Source organism: Enterobacter sp. ENT03, from assembly GCF_019218745.1.
In the GTDB taxonomy this organism is placed as follows: Bacteria; Pseudomonadota; Gammaproteobacteria; order Enterobacterales; family Enterobacteriaceae; genus Enterobacter_D.
This window is the reverse complement of the sequence record NZ_JAHUXA010000031.1, coordinates 1-16973: the sequence shown is the minus strand read 5'-3', so window position 1 is coordinate 16973 and position 16973 is coordinate 1. Positions and strand designations below refer to the sequence as shown.

The following is a 16973-nucleotide window of genomic DNA, read 5'->3' as shown; positions in this document are numbered from 1 at the left end:
GAGGAAAAAATGTCTCGTGTTGCTAAAGCACCGGTCGTTGTTCCTGCCGGCGTTGATGTAAAAATCAACGGTCAGGTTATTACGATCAAAGGTAAAAACGGCGAGCTGACTCGTACTCTCAACGATGCTGTTGAAGTGAATCATGCAGATAATACTCTGACCTTCGGTCCGCGTGCTGGTTACGTGGATGGATGGGCTCAGGCTGGTACCGCGCGTGCCCTGCTGAATTCAATGGTTATCGGTGTTACCGAAGGCTTCACTAAGAAGCTGCAGCTGGTTGGTGTAGGTTATCGTGCAGCGGTCAAAGGGAATGCAGTAAACCTGTCTCTGGGTTTCTCTCATCCTGTTGATCATCAGCTGCCAGCGGGGATCACCGCAGAATGTCCGACTCAGACTGAAATCGTGCTGAAAGGCGCTGATAAACAGCTGATCGGCCAGGTTGCAGCGGATCTGCGCGCCTACCGTCGTCCTGAGCCTTATAAAGGCAAGGGTGTTCGTTACGCCGACGAAGTCGTGCGTACCAAAGAGGCTAAGAAGAAGTAAGGTAACACTATGGATAAGAAATCTGCTCGTATCCGTCGTGCGACCCGCGCACGCCGCAAGCTCCAGGAGCTGGGTGCAACTCGCCTGGTGGTACATCGTACCCCGCGTCATATTTACGCACAGGTTATTGCACCGAACGGTTCTGAAGTTCTGGTAGCTGCTTCTACTGTAGAAAAAGCTATCGCTGAACAATTGAAGTACACCGGTAACAAAGACGCTGCTGCAGCTGTGGGTAAAGCTGTTGCCGAACGCGCTCTGGAAAAAGGCATCAAAGATGTTTCTTTTGACCGTTCCGGGTTCCAATATCATGGTCGTGTCCAGGCACTGGCAGATGCTGCCCGTGAAGCTGGCCTTCAGTTCTAAGGTAGAGGTGTAAGATGGCTCACATCGAAAAACAGGCTGGCGAACTGCAGGAAAAGCTGATCGCGGTTAACCGCGTATCTAAAACCGTTAAAGGTGGTCGTATTTTCTCCTTCACAGCTCTGACTGTTGTTGGCGATGGTAACGGTCGCGTTGGTTTTGGTTACGGTAAAGCGCGTGAAGTTCCAGCAGCGATCCAGAAAGCGATGGAAAAAGCCCGTCGCAATATGATTAACGTCGCGCTGAACCACGGCACCCTGCAGCACCCGGTTAAAGGTGTTCACACGGGTTCTCGTGTATTCATGCAGCCGGCTTCAGAAGGTACCGGTATTATTGCCGGTGGTGCAATGCGCGCCGTTCTGGAAGTCGCTGGAGTTCATAACGTACTGGCTAAAGCATATGGTTCTACCAACCCGATTAACGTGGTTCGTGCAACTATAGATGGCCTGGAAAATATGAATTCTCCAGAAATGGTCGCTGCCAAGCGTGGTAAATCCGTTGAAGAAATTCTGGGGTAATTGACCATGGCAAAGACTATTAAAATCACTCAAACCCGCAGTGCAATCGGTCGTCTGCCGAAACATAAGGCAACGCTGCTTGGCCTGGGTCTGCGTCGTATTGGTCATACCGTTGAGCGTGAAGATACTCCCGCTGTTCGTGGTATGGTCAACGCGGTTTCCTTCATGGTTAAAGTTGAGGAGTAAGAGATGCGTTTAAATACTCTGTCTCCGGCCGAAGGCTCTAAGAAGGCGGGAAAACGCCTTGGTCGTGGTATCGGTTCTGGCCTCGGTAAAACCGGCGGTCGTGGTCACAAAGGTCAGAACTCACGTTCTGGTGGTGGCGTACGTCGTGGTTTCGAGGGTGGTCAGATGCCTCTGTACCGTCGTCTGCCGAAGTTCGGCTTCACTTCTCGTAAAGCGATGATCACGGCAGAAGTTCGTCTGTCCGATCTGGCTAAAGTAGAAGGCGGCGTTGTAGACCTGAATACGCTGAAAGCAGCAAACATTATCGGTATCCAGATCGAGTTCGCGAAAGTGATCCTGGCTGGTGAAGTTTCAAGTCCGGTAACTGTTCGTGGCCTGCGTGTTTCTAAGGGCGCTCGTGCTGCTATCGAAGCTGCTGGCGGTAAAATCGAGGAATAAGTAGCAGATGGCTAAACAACCGGGATTAGATTTTCAAAGTGCCAAAGGTGGCTTAGGCGAGCTGAAACGCAGACTGCTGTTTGTAATCGGCGCGCTGATTGTGTTCCGCATTGGCTCTTTCATTCCGATCCCTGGTATTGATGCCACTGTACTTGCCAAACTGCTTGAACAACAGCGAGGCACCATCATTGAAATGTTTAACATGTTCTCTGGTGGTGCACTCAGCCGTGCTTCAATCTTTGCTCTGGGTATCATGCCGTATATTTCGGCATCAATTATTATCCAGCTGTTGACGGTCGTTCATCCGACCCTCGCAGAAATGAAGAAGGAAGGGGAGTCTGGTCGTCGCAAGATCAGCCAGTACACCCGCTACGGTACTTTGGTGTTGGCGATATTCCAGTCGATCGGTATTGCTACCGGTCTGCCGAATATGCCTGGTATGCAAGGTCTAGTGATTAATCCAGGCTTTGCATTCTATTTCGCTGCTGTTGTAAGTCTGGTCACAGGAACGATGTTCCTGATGTGGCTCGGCGAACAGATCACTGAGCGCGGTATCGGTAACGGTATCTCAATCATAATCTTCGCTGGTATCGTTGCGGGACTCCCGCCAGCCATTGCCCATACGATCGAGCAAGCGCGTCAAGGCGACCTGCACTTCCTCCTGTTGCTGTTGGTTGCAGTATTAGTATTTGCAGTGACGTTCTTTGTTGTGTTTGTTGAACGTGGTCAACGCCGCATTGTGGTAAACTACGCGAAACGCCAGCAGGGTCGTCGTGTCTATGCTGCACAGAGCACACATTTACCGTTGAAAGTGAATATGGCAGGGGTTATCCCGGCAATCTTCGCTTCCAGCATTATTCTGTTCCCAGCGACCATCGCGTCATGGTTCGGGGGCGGTACCGGTTGGAACTGGCTGACAACAATTTCGCTGTATTTGCAGCCAGGGCAACCGCTTTATGTGTTACTCTATGCGTCTGCAATCATCTTCTTCTGTTTCTTCTATACGGCGTTGGTTTTCAACCCAAGAGAAACAGCAGATAACCTGAAGAAGTCCGGTGCATTTGTACCAGGAATTCGTCCGGGAGAGCAAACGGCGAAGTATATCGATAAAGTAATGACTCGTCTGACCTTGGTCGGCGCGCTCTATATTACTTTTATCTGCCTGATCCCGGAGTTCATGCGTGACGCAATGAAAGTGCCGTTCTACTTTGGTGGGACCTCACTGCTCATCGTTGTCGTTGTGATTATGGACTTTATGGCTCAAGTGCAAACTCTGATGATGTCCAGTCAGTACGAGTCTGCATTGAAGAAGGCGAACCTGAAAGGCTACGGCCGCTAAAGGTCGCTCGAGAAGTTACGGAGAGTAAAAATGAAAGTTCGTGCTTCCGTCAAGAAATTATGCCGTAACTGCAAAATCGTTAAGCGTGATGGCGTCATCCGTGTGATTTGCAGTGCCGAGCCGAAGCATAAACAGCGCCAAGGCTGATTAATTCGCATATTTTTCTTGCAAAGTTGGGTTGAGCTGGCTAGATTAGCCAGCCAATCTTTTGTATGTCTGTGCGTATCCATTTGAGTATCCTGAAAACGGGCTTTTCAGCATGGTGCGTACATATTAAATAGTAGGAGTGCATAGTGGCCCGTATAGCAGGCATTAACATTCCTGATCAAAAACACGCTGTGATCGCGTTAACCTCGATCTACGGTGTCGGCAAGACCCGTTCCAAAGCCATTCTGGCCTCTGCGGGTATCGCTGAAGATGTTAAGATCAGTGAGCTGTCTGAAGAACAAATCGACACGCTGCGTGACGAAGTTGCCAAATTTGTCGTTGAAGGTGATCTGCGCCGTGAAGTTAGCATGAGCATCAAGCGCCTGATGGATCTTGGTTGCTACCGCGGTTTGCGTCATCGTCGTGGTCTGCCTGTGCGCGGTCAGCGTACTAAGACCAACGCACGTACCCGTAAGGGTCCGCGCAAACCGATCAAGAAATAATCGGGGTGATTGAATAATGGCAAAGGCACCAGTTCGTGCACGTAAGCGTGTAAGAAAACAAGTCTCTGACGGCGTGGCTCATGTCCATGCTTCTTTCAACAACACAATCGTTACTATTACTGATCGTCAGGGTAACGCTTTGGGTTGGGCAACAGCCGGTGGTTCCGGTTTCCGTGGTTCTCGCAAATCCACTCCGTTTGCAGCTCAGGTTGCAGCTGAGCGTTGCGCTGACGCCGTGAAAGAATACGGTATCAAGAATCTGGAAGTTATGGTCAAGGGACCGGGTCCGGGTCGCGAATCTACCATTCGTGCTCTGAACGCCGCTGGTTTCCGCATCACTAATATTACTGATGTGACTCCGATCCCTCACAACGGTTGTCGTCCGCCGAAAAAACGTCGCGTATAACGCTCGTTTTTAGGAATGTTGGAGAAAGAAAATGGCAAGATATTTGGGTCCTAAGCTCAAGCTGAGCCGTCGCGAGGGCACAGACCTGTTCCTGAAGTCTGGCGTTCGCGCGATTGATACCAAGTGTAAGATTGAACAAGCTCCTGGCCAGCACGGTGCGCGTAAACCGCGTCTGTCTGACTATGGTGTACAGTTGCGTGAAAAGCAAAAAGTTCGCCGTATCTACGGTGTGCTAGAGCGTCAGTTCCGTAACTATTATAAAGAAGCAGCACGTCTGAAAGGCAACACCGGTGAAAACCTGTTGGCTCTGCTGGAAGGTCGTCTGGACAACGTTGTATACCGTATGGGCTTCGGCGCCACTCGTGCTGAAGCACGTCAGCTGGTTAGCCACAAGGCTATCATGGTAAACGGTCGTGTTGTTAACATCGCTTCTTATCAGGTTAGCCCGAATGATGTGGTCAGTATCCGTGAGAAAGCGAAAAAGCAATCTCGCGTGAAAGCCGCTCTGGAGCTGGCTGAGCAGCGTGAAAAGCCAACCTGGCTGGAAGTTGATGGTGGCAAGATGGAAGGTACGTTTAAGCGTAAGCCTGAGCGTTCTGATCTGTCTGCGGACATTAACGAACACCTGATCGTCGAGCTTTACTCCAAGTAAAGCTTAGTACCAAAGAGAGGACACAATGCAGGGTTCTGTGACAGAGTTTCTAAAACCGCGCCTGGTAGATATCGAGCAACTGAGTTCGACGCACGCCAAGGTGACCCTTGAGCCTTTAGAGCGTGGCTTTGGCCATACTCTGGGTAACGCACTGCGCCGTATTCTGCTCTCATCGATGCCGGGTTGCGCGGTGACCGAAGTTGAGATTGATGGTGTACTTCATGAGTACAGCACCAAAGAGGGTGTTCAGGAGGATATCCTGGAAATCCTGCTCAACCTGAAAGGGCTGGCGGTGAGAGTTCAAGGTAAAGATGAAGTTATTCTTACCCTGAATAAATCTGGCATTGGCCCTGTGACTGCAGCCGACATTACCCATGATGGTGATGTCGAAATCGTCAAGCCGCAGCACGTGATCTGCCACCTGACCGATGAGAACGCGTCTATTAGCATGCGTATCAAAGTTCAGCGCGGTCGTGGTTATGTGCCGGCTTCTGCCCGAATTCATTCGGAAGAAGATGAGCGCCCAATCGGCCGTCTGCTGGTCGACGCATGTTACAGCCCTGTAGAGCGAATTGCCTACAATGTTGAAGCAGCGCGTGTAGAACAGCGTACCGACCTGGACAAGCTGGTCATCGAAATGGAAACCAACGGCACAATCGATCCTGAAGAGGCGATTCGTCGTGCGGCGACCATCCTGGCAGAACAACTTGAAGCTTTCGTTGACTTACGTGATGTTCGTCAGCCGGAAGTGAAAGAAGAGAAACCAGAATTCGATCCGATCCTGCTGCGCCCTGTTGACGATCTGGAATTGACTGTCCGCTCTGCTAACTGCCTCAAAGCAGAAGCTATCCACTATATCGGTGATCTGGTACAGCGTACCGAGGTTGAGCTGCTCAAAACGCCTAACCTTGGTAAAAAATCTCTTACTGAGATTAAAGACGTGCTGGCTTCCCGTGGTTTGTCTCTGGGCATGCGCCTAGAAAACTGGCCACCGGCAAGCATCGCTGACGAGTAACCGGATCACAGGTTAAGGTTTTACTGAGAAGGATAAGGTCATGCGCCATCGTAAGAGTGGTCGTCAACTGAACCGCAACAGCAGCCATCGCCAGGCTATGTTCCGCAATATGGCAGGTTCACTGGTTCGTCATGAGATCATCAAGACGACCCTGCCTAAAGCGAAAGAGCTGCGTCGCGTAGTTGAGCCGCTGATTACTCTTGCCAAGACTGATAGCGTAGCTAATCGTCGTCTGGCATTCGCCCGTACTCGTGATAACGAGATCGTGGCAAAACTGTTTAACGAGCTGGGCCCGCGTTTCGCGAGCCGCGCCGGTGGTTACACTCGCATTCTGAAGTGTGGCTTCCGTGCAGGCGACAACGCGCCGATGGCATACATCGAGCTGGTTGATCGCTCTGAATCGAAAGCAGAAGCTGCTGCAGAGTAATCTGCAGTAACATAGAAAAACCCGCTTCGGCGGGTTTTTTTATTTCCGTATTCCGGCGTTCATCGCCACCCCATTCCCGTTTTTACTGATCCCTTTCTGATGTTATTAGCTCACCTGAGCAGGTATGCTTAAAAAATCTTTTTCTGCCTGAACGAGGAAGCACCATGTATCGCATTGGAGAACTGGCGAAGCTGGCTGAAGTTACACCTGACACCATCCGTTATTACGAAAAACAGCAAATGATGGATCACGAGGTTCGTACGCAGGGCGGTTTCCGGCTTTATAGCGACGACGATCTTCAGCGTCTGAAATTCATTCGGCATGCCCGGCAGCTAGGGTTCACACTGGAATCGATCCGCGAGTTGCTGTCGATCCGTGTCGATCCTGAGCATCACACCTGTCAGGAATCTAAAAGTATCGTGCAGGCCAGGTTAAGCGAAGTTGAAGCAAGAATCGATGAGTTGCAGGTTATGAGGCGCTCGTTGCAGCGTCTGAACGACGCCTGCTGCGGAACCGCACACAGCAGCGTGTATTGTTCAATTCTTGAAGCGCTGGAGCAGGGAAGCGGAAGTAAAGCTGAGGTCAGTTGATCTTTAGCAAAGTCAGATCTACACTCGCCACGTTTTATATAACCATCCGGAGAAATTATGAGTCGCTATCAGCACCAGAAAGGGCAGATAAACGATAATGCTCTTGAAGCATTACTGCATGATCCACTTTTTCGTCAGCGCATTGAGAAAAACAAGAAAGGGAAAGGCAGTTATCTGCGTAAAGCTAAACATGCTAAACGTGTTGGTCAGGAGGCCAGTGGCAAAAAAGTGGAGCACTTTTTTACCACTGGCCTTCTTGTTTCAGTCGCATGTTAAGGATAAGGGCGGCTGTTCTGTTCTTTCAGCAAATCACGGATTTCAGTTAACAGTACTTCTTCTTTAGAAGGCGCAGGCGGTGCTTTTGGCTCTTCCTCTTTCTTCCGATGAAGCCTGTTGATCAATTTGATCGCCAGGAAAATAGCGAACGCCACGATCACGAAATCAAAAATATTCTGAATAAACAATCCGTAATGCATTACTACCGCAGGAATGTCGCCCTGCGCTTCACGTAGCGTAAATGCAAACTGTTTGAAATCAATCCCGCCAATCAGCAGACCCAGAGGTGGCATGATGATGTCGGCCACCAGAGAAGAGACAATTTTACCGAATGCCGCACCGATAATGACACCCACTGCCAGGTCGATCACATTTCCACGCATCGCAAATGCGCGAAACTCTTTTAACATGCTCATTTTATTCTCCTTATAACCGCAGACCCACCTAAGTCTAACAAAGCTCGGTTTAATTTCCATGTAAGCAGGACAATTGAGTTAAATTACCAATCCTTTGTAAATGAAAGGATTAAATAAAAAAGGCGCTACGTTTAGCGCCTTTAATTGCTTACAGGAAGAAGGGGCTGGGCTGGAACAGCCTTTCAACGTCTGAGATAAATTTCTTATCTGTCAGGAACATAATGACGTGATCCCCCTGCTCAATGCGCAAATTATCATTGGCGATCATGACATCATTACCACGTACTACCGCGCCAATAATGGTTCCAGGTGGAAGTTTAATATCATCAATCACCCGGCCCACCACGCGCGAGGTGCTCTCATCGCCGTGCGCGACGGCTTCAATGGCTTCAGCCACCCCGCGTCGTAGTGAGGAAACTCCCACGATATCTGCCTTACGAACGTGGCTGAGCAGCGCGGATATTGTTGCTTCTTGCGGTGAGATCGCAATATCGATCACACTGCCCTGCACCAGATCCACATAGGCGCGACGCTGGATCAACACCATCACTTTTTTCGCTCCCATGCGTTTTGCCAGCATGGCAGACATGATGTTTGCTTCGTCATCGTTAGTGACGGCAATAAAGAGATCCACTTGATCGATATGCTCTTCCGCCAACAACTCCTGATCCGACGCATCACCATAAAATACGATGGTATTTTGCAGCTTTTCCGCCAGCTCGGCGGCGCGTTTTTGATCGCGCTCGATCAGTTTCACACTGTAGTCTTTTTCCAGCTGACGCGCGAGGCCAGCCCCCACATTACCACCCCCTACCAGCATGATGCGTTTGTAAGGCTTTTCGAGTCGCTGAAGTTCGCTCATTACCGCGCGGATATGCTGCGAAGCGGCGATGAAAAACACCTCATCACCCGCTTCGACGATGGTTGAACCCTGTGGCCGTATAGGTCGATCATGGCGAAATATGGCGGCGACGCGGGTATCTATATGTGGCATATGTTCGCGCATAGTCGATAACGCATTGCCCACCAGTGGCCCGCCATAATACGCTTTAACCACCGCCAGGCTGACTTTGCCTTCGGCAAAGTTAACGACCTGCAGCGCGCCCGGATATTCAATCAGACGATGAATGCTGTCGATCACCAGTTGCTCAGGGGCAATAAGATGATCGATAGGCACTGCTTCAGAGTGGAAAAGCTTATCGGCATCACGGATATAGTCGGGGGAGCGAATACGAGCGATACGGTTGGGCGTATTGAAGAGTGAATACGCTACCTGGCAGGCGACCATATTCGTTTCATCCGAACTGGTCACCGCGACAAGCATATCGGCATCATCCGCGCCGGCTTCACGCAAAACACGCGGGTGCGAGCCGTGACCCTGCACTACACGCAGATCAAATTTGTCCTGCAAGCTGTGCAACCTATCGCCGTTAATATCAACGATAGTAATATCGTTGTTCTCACCGACCAGGTTTTCTGCCAGCGTGCCGCCGACCTGTCCGGCGCCAAGAATGATTATCTTCATCAGTTGCGGCTCGTCATCTCAGTCACTGTTTGATTAGCTTAGCGTAATAAAAGCCATCACCCTCTTCCAGACCCGGCAGATTCTGCTTGCCCGGCTTGTCAGGTGTGCCGGTAACGCTGAGCGTTGCCCCCGGCGTGCGTGCCAGAAACGCGGCGATTTGCTGACTGTTCTCTTCTGGTAATACGGAGCAGGTCGCGTAGACCAGCGTACCGCCAGACTTGAGATGTGGCCAGATCGCATCCAGGATCTCTGCCTGCAACTGAGCGAGCTCGGCAATGTCACGATCGCGACGTAGCCATTTAATGTCAGGATGACGGCGTATAACGCCTGTCGCCGAGCATGGCGCATCGAGCAGGATACGGTCAAACTGCTGCTCACCACACCATTGTGCCGGGGTTCGCCCATCACCCTGCTTAACCTGCGCCTTCATGCCCAGACGTTTCAGGTTGTCATATACGCGTGACAGGCGTTTTTCATCGACATCAACCGCCAGCACGTGAGCTTCTGGCGCGACTTCAAGAATATGCGTCGTTTTGCCGCCAGGTGCCGCGCACAGATCGAGAATGTGCTCACCATTTTCAGGTTCAAGAAAGGTCATGCAGCCTTGCGCGGAAGCATCCTGTACGGTTACCCAACCTTCTTCAAAGCCTGGCAGGGTATGAACAGGGGCAGGGGATTCAAGACGTACCGCATCTGGATAGTCAGGATGCGTAAAACCGTGTTGTCCCGCCTCTTCCAGTAATGCCAGCCAGCCATCGCGCGAATGGTGATTACGATTGACGCGCAACCACATCGGTGGTCGTTGATTATTTGCTTCGACGATCGCTTCCCACTGCTGCGGATAGGCTTTGCGCAGGCGGTTTAGCAACCATTCGGGATGGAGAAAGCGGCTCTCGCTGGTAGCAAATTCAACCATCAGCGTTTCTTGCTGGCGCTGGAACTGACGCAGTACGCCGTTAACCAGCCCTTTCAGCTGTGGCCTTTTGATTGCTACCGCCCCTTCAACGGTTTCGGCAAGTGCGGCGTGCGGCGGAATACGGGTGTGCAGGAGCTGATAAAACCCCACCATGATCAAATAATGGATGGTGCGTTGCTTTCCGGTCATTGGACGTGACATCAATTTATTGATGAGCCACTCCATCTGCGACAGTGAACGCAGAACGCCAAAGCACAGCTCCTGAAGCAGTGCTTTATCTTTATCGGATACTTTTTGTTGTAACAGAGGCAGGACATTACTGAGGGACTGGCCTTTCTCGACGACCTGTTCGATAGCCTGGGCTGCCATGCTGCGTAAATTGATATTTTTTTTCATAGCCACAAAATAAAAATGCCCGGGAACACCGGGCTTGAGACGTTATGCTCGTCAGGCAAGACGATGACCAGGAACAAACCATTCCCGGCGGGAGTTGAGCAGATCCTGCGCGCTCATTGCTTTTTTACCGGCAGGTTGTAGCGTTTCTAGATTCAGAATGCCATCACCCGTGGCGACCTGGATACCCTGTTTGGTCGTTTCCACAATCGTACCCGGCTCGGCGGTAGTCCTGGAGTTGATGACTGACGCTTTCCAGATTTTCAGCGGTTGACCGTCGATTTCCAGCCAGCTCATCGGCCAGGGATTGAACGCGCGAATACAGCGCTCAAGTTGCGCGGCAGACAGTGACCAGTCCACGCGAGCTTCTTCTTTGCTGAGTTTCTCAGCATAGGTAACCAGCGCTTCGTCCTGAACCTGCGGCTGGGCTGTGTCATTCGCCAGCTGCGCCAGAGTTTCAATTAGCCCGGCAGGCCCTAAGTCAGCAAGCTTATCGTACAGCGTCGCACTGGTATCGTCGTCGGTTATAGGACAAACAAGCTTATAAAGCATATCGCCGGTATCAAGCCCGACATCCATCTGCATGATCGTGACGCCTGTTTCCATATCGCCGGCCCATAGTGCACGCTGAATAGGCGCCGCGCCGCGCCAGCGTGGAAGCAGTGAACCGTGGACATTAATACAGCCCAGACGGGGCATATCAAGTACGGCTTTTGGCAGAATCAAGCCATAGGCCACTACAACCATTACATCTGCGTGTAAGTCGGCGACCAGGTGCTGGTTTTCCTGAGGACGTAACGACGCTGGCTGGAAGACCGGCAAACCGTTCGCTTCCGCCAGCACTTTTACCGGGCTCGGCATCAGCTTTTTGCCACGACCCGCAGGGCGGTCGGGTTGGGTAAATACGCCGACGACGTTATGTCCGGATGACAACAGCGCGTCAAGATGACGCGCTGCAAAGTCAGGTGTACCCGCAAAAATAATACGTAGTGAATCTGACACGTTGATTCTTATCCTTAAGCCCGTGCGTTCAGGCGATCAAGTTTTTCAACTTTCTGGCGAATACGCTGCTGTTTCAGCGGCGACAGATAATCAATAAACAATTTACCGACCAGGTGATCCATTTCATGCTGAATGCAGATTGCCAGCAAGCCATCTGCTTCCAGCTCAAACGGCTTACCGTCTCTGTCGAGCGCACGAATTTTTACTTTCTCCGCACGCGGCACCAGCGCGCGCTGCTCCGGGATCGACAGGCAGCCTTCCTCAATACCGGTTTCTCCGCTTTTTTCCAGCAGTTCCGGATTGATCAATACCAGGCGGCCATCGCGGTTTTCAGAGACGTCGATAACGATAATACGCTGATGAATATCAACCTGCGTTGCGGCAAGGCCAATACCTTCTTCGGCATACATGGTATCGAACATATCATCAACGATACGCTGAATGTCTGCATTCACTTCTTTCACCGGTTCAGCGACTTTGCGAAGCCGCTCGTCCGGAATATGTAACACGTGCAAAACTGCCATAAATATCCAGAGTTGTGTTCAGGAGTAGAAAACATTATTCCTCCTATTCTAGACAAATCCCCCTGTGATTGACAGCATCAGTGACCAATCGCAAAGATTGCTGAGGCTGCCTGTGGCAGGGGGAAAAGGATGACTCTGACAGAGATTTGGTTACGCTTGATCCAGGTGGGCGATCTGTATGGCGACAAGATGCTTAATGCCGCGCAGTGCTTACTGAATAACCCGGATAACACAACGTCCGCGCTGTGTCAGGCTGGCCTGACGGCCCGGCAGAGCGCAAAGTTTCAGGCAATGACTGCGCGTGAAGTTGAAAGCAGCCTGGCATGGCTTGAGGCGCCGGGTCACCATCTGTTGCTTGCCTCCGATGCGGCTTACCCGCCGCAGTTGCGGGCAATTGAAGATTACCCAGGGGCATTGTTTATCGAAGGCGATATTGCAGTCCTTGCATCGCAACAGTTGGGGGTCGTTGGCAGCCGGGCGCACTCCTGGTATGGCGAGCGATGGGGCCGCCAGTTCTGCGAACAGCTCGTACTTTGTGGTATGACCATTACCAGCGGTCTGGCGCTAGGGATCGACAGCATCGCCCACCGCGCAGCACTGGATGCCAGGGGTAAAACTATTGCCATACTGGGCAATGGCTTATACAGCGTTTATCCAAAGCGGCATCGTGCGCTTGCCGCTGCGATTGTTTCCGCGGGCGGTGCGCTGGTCTCGGAGTTTCCTTTATCAGCTGTACCCTGGCCCGGTAATTTTCCACGACGAAACCGCATTATTAGCGGATTAAGTCGCGGCGTGCTGGTGGTTGAAGCGGCGCTTAAAAGTGGTTCTCTTGTTACGGCGCGCTGTGCACTGGAGCAAGGACGTGAGGTTTATGCTCTGCCGGGGCCACTGGGAAATCCCGTTAGTGAAGGCCCGCATAGCCTCATCAAACAGGGGGCAGTTCTGGTAACGTCAGCCGGGGACATCCTGGAAAATTTGCAATATGGGCTACCGTGGGTGCCAGATCACAGCGATAGCGTAATTAATTCTCCAGAACGGGATAACCCGGCATTGCCATTTCCTGAGCTCCTGGCTAACGTAGGAGATGAGGTAACACCTGTTGACGTCGTCGCTGAACGTGCCGGCCAACCTGTGCCAGTGATTGTGGCTCAGCTACTCGAACTGGAGTTAGCAGGATGGATCGCAGTTGTACCCGGCGGCTATGTCCGATTAAGGAGGGCAAGCCATGTTCGACGTACTAATGTATTTGTTTGAGACTTACATCCACAACGAAGCGGAATTACGCGTGGATCAGGACAAACTGGAGTCAGATCTTACGGACGCTGGTTTTGATCGTGAGGACATTTACAACGCGTTATTGTGGCTTGAAAAGCTCGCTGATTATCAGGAAGGCCTCGCCGAACCGATGCAGCTTGCTTCAGACCCGCTCTCTGTTCGTATCTATACTGCAGAAGAGTGTGAGAGGCTGGATGCCAGTTGCCGGGGATTCTTATTATTCCTGGAGCAGATTCAGGTGCTAAACCTCGAAACGCGAGAAATGGTCATTGAACGCGTGCTGGCGCTGGATACCGCAGAGTTCGATCTGGAAGATCTAAAATGGGTCATTCTGATGGTGTTGTTTAATATCCCCGGATGTGAAAACGCCTATCAGCAGATGGAAGAATTACTCTTTGAAGTGAATGAAGGTATGCTGCACTAAATCATCATTGCAGCAGCAAGAGTTGTTATGGCCAAATCAGCACTGTTCTCGGTGCCTAATCAGGAGCCCTGTCCACAATGTGGGGCTCAGCTTGTTATTCGTTCCGGGAAGCACGGACCTTTCCTTGGTTGCTCCCACTACCCGGAGTGCGATTTTGTTCGCCCCCTAAAAAGTCAGGCTGACGGTCATATCGTGAAAGTTCTGGAGGGGCAGTTATGTCCACTCTGCGGGGCTGAACTGGTATTGCGCCAGGGGCGGTACGGCATGTTTATCGGCTGTAGTCATTATCCTGCGTGTGAACATACAGAACTTATTGATAAACCTGATGAAACCGCCATCACCTGTCCGCAGTGTCAGACTGGGCATCTGGTGCAACGGCGCTCTCGTTACGGCAAAACCTTTTATTCGTGCGATGGTTACCCCGACTGTCAGTTCGTCATCAATTTCAAACCAATTGCTGGTGTGTGTCCTGCCTGCCAGTATCCGTTACTCATCGAAAAGAAAACCGCACAGGGTATTAAACGCTTCTGTGCCAGTAAACAATGTGGAAAGCCGGTTCCGGCGGAATTAAACAGTGAAGAATAACCTGCAATCAGATGTCATCGCTAATGCGGTGGCGGTACTGAATAATAAAGAAGTCATCGCTTATCCCACAGAAGCTGTTTTTGGTGTCGGTTGTGATCCCGACAGCGAGATAGCGGTTCAGCGTCTGCTTGAATTAAAACTACGGCCGGTCGAAAAGGGATTGATCCTTATCGCAGCCAGTTTTGAGCAGCTCAAACCCTATATCGACGACAGCACCCTTAATGAATCGCAGCGTGAGGCCGTGTTTGCCAGTTGGCCAGGGCCGGTGACGTTCGTTTTCCCGGCGCGAGCAACTACGCCACGCTGGTTAACGGGGCGTTTTAATACGCTCGCCGTGCGTGTTACCGATCATCCGCTGGTGGTGGCTTTATGCGAGGCTTATGGCAAACCGCTGGTCTCTACCAGTGCTAATCTGACGGGATTACCCCCCTGTCGTACGACGCAGGAAGTACGTGCGCAGTTTGGTGATAATTTCCCGGTAGTGGAAGGCGAAACCGGTGGGCGTAAAAATCCTTCCGAAATCCGCGATGCGCTGTCCGGTGAGCGCTTCCGACAGGGGTGATATATGGAAAGCTATGCCGTCTTTGGTAACCCGATTGCCCACAGTAAATCTCCCTTTATCCATCAGCAATTTGCGCAGCAACTGCGCATTGATCATCCTTATGGGCGCGTACTGGCGCCGGTGGATGACTTCGTAAATACGCTGAATGCGTTTTTTGCCGCAGGTGGAAAGGGCGCAAATATCACGGTTCCTTTTAAAGAGGAGGCGTTTGCCCGCGCCGATGTGCTGACGGAGAGCGCGGCGCTGGCGGGAGCCGTCAATACCCTCAAACGCCTGGAGGATGGCCGTTTGTTGGGCGACAATACGGATGGCACAGGGCTGTTGAGCGATCTTGAGAGGCTGGGATTTATTAAGCCGGGGTTTCGCATTTTGTTGATAGGTGCTGGCGGCGCCGCACGGGGAGTGTTGCTGCCTTTGCTGTCACTGGATTGCACAGTAACCATTACCAACCGTACCTTTTCGCGTGCGGATGCGTTGGCAAACGTCTTTATACATACTGGCAGTGTGAAGGCGATGGCAATGGATCTCCTTGCCGATCATGAATTTGATCTGATCATTAATGCGACATCAAGTGGTATTGGCGGTGAGATCCCGGCGATCCCGACGTCACTTGTTCATCCACAGGTGTACTGTTACGACATGTTTTATCAAAAAGGAAATACGCCGTTTCTGGATTGGTGTGAACAGCATGGGGCAAAGCATTGTGCTGATGGGGTGGGGATGCTGGTGTCCCAGGCCGCCCATGCGGTTTTGCTGTGGCATGGCGTATTACCGGAAACCGCAGCAGTGATTAATCAGCTTAAGCAGGAGATAGCGCAGTGAATCAGGCTATCCAGTTTCCGGATCGTGAGGAGTGGTGTGCTGAACTGCAGGCCGTATGCTTTCCGGTGCTGGTAAACGGTATGCAGCTCACCTGTGCAATTAAGGGAAGTTCGCTGGCATACCGTTATCAGGGCGATACGCCAGAACAGTGGTTAGCGATTTTCCAGACTAACCGATGGGATATAGAAGAAGAGACTGAGCTGTTGCTCCGTCAACAGCAGGAAGACGATCAGGGCTGGCTCTGGTTACCCTGAGCCAGATAGTCGTCTTTCCATTTGACGTAGTTACTGGCTGAATATTTTAGACCGTCAATTTCCGCCTCTGTTAAGGGGCGGATCTGTTTAACCGGACTACCCAAGTAGAGATAACCCGTTTCAAGCCGTTTGTTTTGCGGAACCAGACTACCTGCTCCAATCATCACATCATCTTCTACAACGACACCATCCAACAGAATCGATCCCAAACCGACCAGCACACGATTGCCAATGGTGCAGCCGTGCAGCATCACTTTATGCCCGACGGTGACGTCTTCCCCGATAACCAGCGGATTACCTTCCGGCTTGTGAGCAGACTTATGGGTCACGTGCAGCACGCTGCCGTCCTGAATATTGCTGCGAGCGCCTATCTCGACATGATTAACGTCACCGCGAATGGCAACAAGCGGCCAGATCCCCACGTCATCAGCCATTCGGACATCACCTATGACGACGCTGGTGGTATCGATCATTACGCGTTGCCCCACTTTCGGGAACAGATCCTTATAAGGACGTAAGACAGCTGACATAAATACCTCAGTAATTGCGAAGGATAATGGTGACTTTGAGTCCATTATTCGCATGGTGCAAGACTTTTACGCATCAAAATTTGAGCAGATCGAACAGGATCACAGCGATAAGAATGAAAAAACAACACTCAGAAAAAAAGATCCAAAAAAGTCTTGTGCAAAAAAATGGGATCCCTATAATGCGCCTCCACTGACACGGAACAACGGCTTACGGCCGGCGGGTCAGAAGGTCTTCCTCCGGGAATGACCGGCAGAGAAAAGCAAAATAATCGCTTGACTCTGAACGGGGAAAACGTAATATACGGGACCTCGCGACACAGCGCCAAAGCGCGTCGCAACTGCTCT

At 51.4% G+C, this 16973-nt stretch carries 26 protein-coding genes; 20 read left to right on the top strand and 6 right to left on the bottom strand.

Annotated features, from left to right (window positions below):
• Positions 1–9 precede the first annotated feature (9 nt).
• The 14 genes from rplF (at position 10) to KW828_RS21090 (ending at position 7400) form a co-directional block, all read left to right on the top strand.
• A complete protein-coding gene (rplF, locus tag KW828_RS21155) occupies positions 10–543 on the top strand; it encodes a 50S ribosomal protein L6 (RefSeq protein ID WP_088222418.1) in 534 nt (177 codons plus the stop codon).
• A gap of 9 nt (positions 544–552) precedes the next feature.
• Entirely contained in the window at positions 553–906 is a 354-nt protein-coding gene (gene rplR / locus KW828_RS21150; protein ID WP_000358960.1) for a 50S ribosomal protein L18, read from the top strand.
• A gap of 14 nt (positions 907–920) precedes the next feature.
• Positions 921–1421 carry a 30S ribosomal protein S5 gene (rpsE, locus tag KW828_RS21145; protein WP_002438697.1) on the top strand — a complete coding sequence of 167 codons (501 nt, stop codon included), beginning with the start codon at positions 921–923 and terminating at the stop codon, positions 1419–1421.
• A 6-nt stretch (positions 1422–1427) separates the two neighbouring features.
• Complete coding sequence (rpmD, locus tag KW828_RS21140) at positions 1428–1607, top strand: 50S ribosomal protein L30 (protein WP_001140434.1); 180 nt, start codon at positions 1428–1430, stop codon at positions 1605–1607.
• A 3-nt stretch (positions 1608–1610) separates the two neighbouring features.
• On the top strand, positions 1611–2045 hold the full coding sequence (rplO, locus tag KW828_RS21135) for a 50S ribosomal protein L15 (protein WP_218338210.1): 435 nt from the start codon (positions 1611–1613) through the stop codon (positions 2043–2045).
• Between the two features lie 7 nt (positions 2046–2052).
• Positions 2053–3384: a preprotein translocase subunit SecY gene (gene secY / locus KW828_RS21130; RefSeq protein ID WP_072571567.1), complete on the top strand. Its 1332-nt coding sequence runs from the start codon at positions 2053–2055 to the stop codon at positions 3382–3384.
• A gap of 30 nt (positions 3385–3414) precedes the next feature.
• Entirely contained in the window at positions 3415–3531 is a 117-nt protein-coding gene (gene rpmJ / locus KW828_RS21125) for a 50S ribosomal protein L36 (protein ID WP_000868187.1), read from the top strand.
• A 146-nt stretch (positions 3532–3677) separates the two neighbouring features.
• Positions 3678–4034, top strand: coding sequence for a 30S ribosomal protein S13 (gene rpsM, locus KW828_RS21120; RefSeq protein WP_042396003.1), 357 nt, complete (start codon positions 3678–3680; stop codon positions 4032–4034).
• A 16-nt stretch (positions 4035–4050) separates the two neighbouring features.
• Complete coding sequence (rpsK, locus tag KW828_RS21115) at positions 4051–4440, top strand: 30S ribosomal protein S11 (protein WP_034899652.1); 390 nt, start codon at positions 4051–4053, stop codon at positions 4438–4440.
• Positions 4441–4471: 31 nt separating this feature from the next.
• Positions 4472–5092 carry a 30S ribosomal protein S4 gene (gene rpsD, locus KW828_RS21110; protein WP_002438686.1) on the top strand — a complete coding sequence of 207 codons (621 nt, stop codon included), beginning with the start codon at positions 4472–4474 and terminating at the stop codon, positions 5090–5092.
• Between the two features lie 25 nt (positions 5093–5117).
• Positions 5118–6107, top strand: a complete 990-nt coding sequence (gene rpoA, locus KW828_RS21105) for a DNA-directed RNA polymerase subunit alpha (protein WP_218338209.1) — start codon at positions 5118–5120, stop codon at positions 6105–6107.
• 40 nt (positions 6108–6147) lie between these two features.
• The gene (gene rplQ, locus KW828_RS21100; protein WP_001216372.1) at positions 6148–6534 is read left to right on the top strand and encodes a 50S ribosomal protein L17; all 387 of its coding nucleotides are present in this window, start codon (positions 6148–6150) and stop codon (positions 6532–6534) included.
• Between the two features lie 164 nt (positions 6535–6698).
• Positions 6699–7124, top strand: coding sequence for a Zn(2+)-responsive transcriptional regulator (zntR, locus tag KW828_RS21095; RefSeq protein ID WP_218338208.1), 426 nt, complete (start codon positions 6699–6701; stop codon positions 7122–7124).
• 57 nt (positions 7125–7181) lie between these two features.
• Entirely contained in the window at positions 7182–7400 is a 219-nt protein-coding gene (locus KW828_RS21090) for an alternative ribosome-rescue factor A (protein WP_218338207.1), read from the top strand.
• On the opposite strand, the gene mscL is transcribed toward KW828_RS21090, so the two are convergent.
• From mscL to def, 5 genes are all read right to left on the bottom strand, one after another.
• Positions 7397–7816, bottom strand: a complete 420-nt coding sequence (gene mscL / locus KW828_RS21085) for a large-conductance mechanosensitive channel protein MscL (protein WP_218338206.1) — start codon at positions 7814–7816, stop codon at positions 7397–7399. The genes KW828_RS21090 and mscL overlap by 4 nt on opposite strands.
• A 148-nt stretch (positions 7817–7964) precedes the next feature.
• Complete coding sequence (trkA, locus tag KW828_RS21080; RefSeq protein WP_088222413.1) at positions 7965–9341, bottom strand: Trk system potassium transporter TrkA; 1377 nt, start codon at positions 9339–9341, stop codon at positions 7965–7967.
• 22 nt (positions 9342–9363) lie between these two features.
• On the bottom strand, positions 9364–10653 hold the full coding sequence (rsmB, locus tag KW828_RS21075; protein ID WP_218338216.1) for a 16S rRNA (cytosine(967)-C(5))-methyltransferase RsmB: 1290 nt from the start codon (positions 10651–10653) through the stop codon (positions 9364–9366).
• Between the two features lie 51 nt (positions 10654–10704).
• Complete coding sequence (gene fmt, locus KW828_RS21070) at positions 10705–11652, bottom strand: methionyl-tRNA formyltransferase (RefSeq protein WP_218338205.1); 948 nt, start codon at positions 11650–11652, stop codon at positions 10705–10707.
• A gap of 14 nt (positions 11653–11666) precedes the next feature.
• Complete coding sequence (def, locus tag KW828_RS21065) at positions 11667–12176, bottom strand: peptide deformylase (protein ID WP_218338204.1); 510 nt, start codon at positions 12174–12176, stop codon at positions 11667–11669.
• A gap of 129 nt (positions 12177–12305) precedes the next feature.
• Between def and dprA the strand changes: the two genes are divergently transcribed.
• The 6 genes from dprA to KW828_RS21035 are packed head-to-tail and all read left to right on the top strand — an operon-like array spanning position 12306 to position 16098.
• Positions 12306–13430 carry a DNA-protecting protein DprA gene (gene dprA, locus KW828_RS21060; RefSeq protein WP_218338203.1) on the top strand — a complete coding sequence of 375 codons (1125 nt, stop codon included), beginning with the start codon at positions 12306–12308 and terminating at the stop codon, positions 13428–13430.
• Entirely contained in the window at positions 13402–13875 is a 474-nt protein-coding gene (smg, locus tag KW828_RS21055; RefSeq protein WP_072571558.1) for a DUF494 family protein Smg, read from the top strand. The genes dprA and smg overlap by 29 nt, the downstream gene beginning before the upstream one ends.
• Before the next feature lie 27 nt (positions 13876–13902).
• Positions 13903–14460, top strand: coding sequence for a topoisomerase DNA-binding C4 zinc finger domain-containing protein (locus tag KW828_RS21050; protein WP_218338202.1), 558 nt, complete (start codon positions 13903–13905; stop codon positions 14458–14460).
• Entirely contained in the window at positions 14450–15022 is a 573-nt protein-coding gene (gene tsaC / locus KW828_RS21045) for an L-threonylcarbamoyladenylate synthase type 1 TsaC (RefSeq protein WP_218338200.1), read from the top strand. Before KW828_RS21050 ends, tsaC begins: the two co-directional genes overlap by 11 nt.
• 3 nt (positions 15023–15025) lie before the next feature.
• On the top strand, positions 15026–15844 hold the full coding sequence (aroE, locus tag KW828_RS21040; protein WP_218338198.1) for a shikimate dehydrogenase: 819 nt from the start codon (positions 15026–15028) through the stop codon (positions 15842–15844).
• A complete protein-coding gene (locus KW828_RS21035; protein ID WP_218338196.1) occupies positions 15841–16098 on the top strand; it encodes a DUF1488 domain-containing protein in 258 nt (85 codons plus the stop codon). Before aroE ends, KW828_RS21035 begins: the two co-directional genes overlap by 4 nt.
• On the opposite strand, the gene KW828_RS21030 is transcribed toward KW828_RS21035, so the two are convergent.
• Entirely contained in the window at positions 16074–16628 is a 555-nt protein-coding gene (locus tag KW828_RS21030) for a gamma carbonic anhydrase family protein (RefSeq protein ID WP_218338195.1), read from the bottom strand. The genes KW828_RS21035 and KW828_RS21030 overlap by 25 nt on opposite strands.
• Positions 16629–16973: the final 345 nt, after the last annotated feature.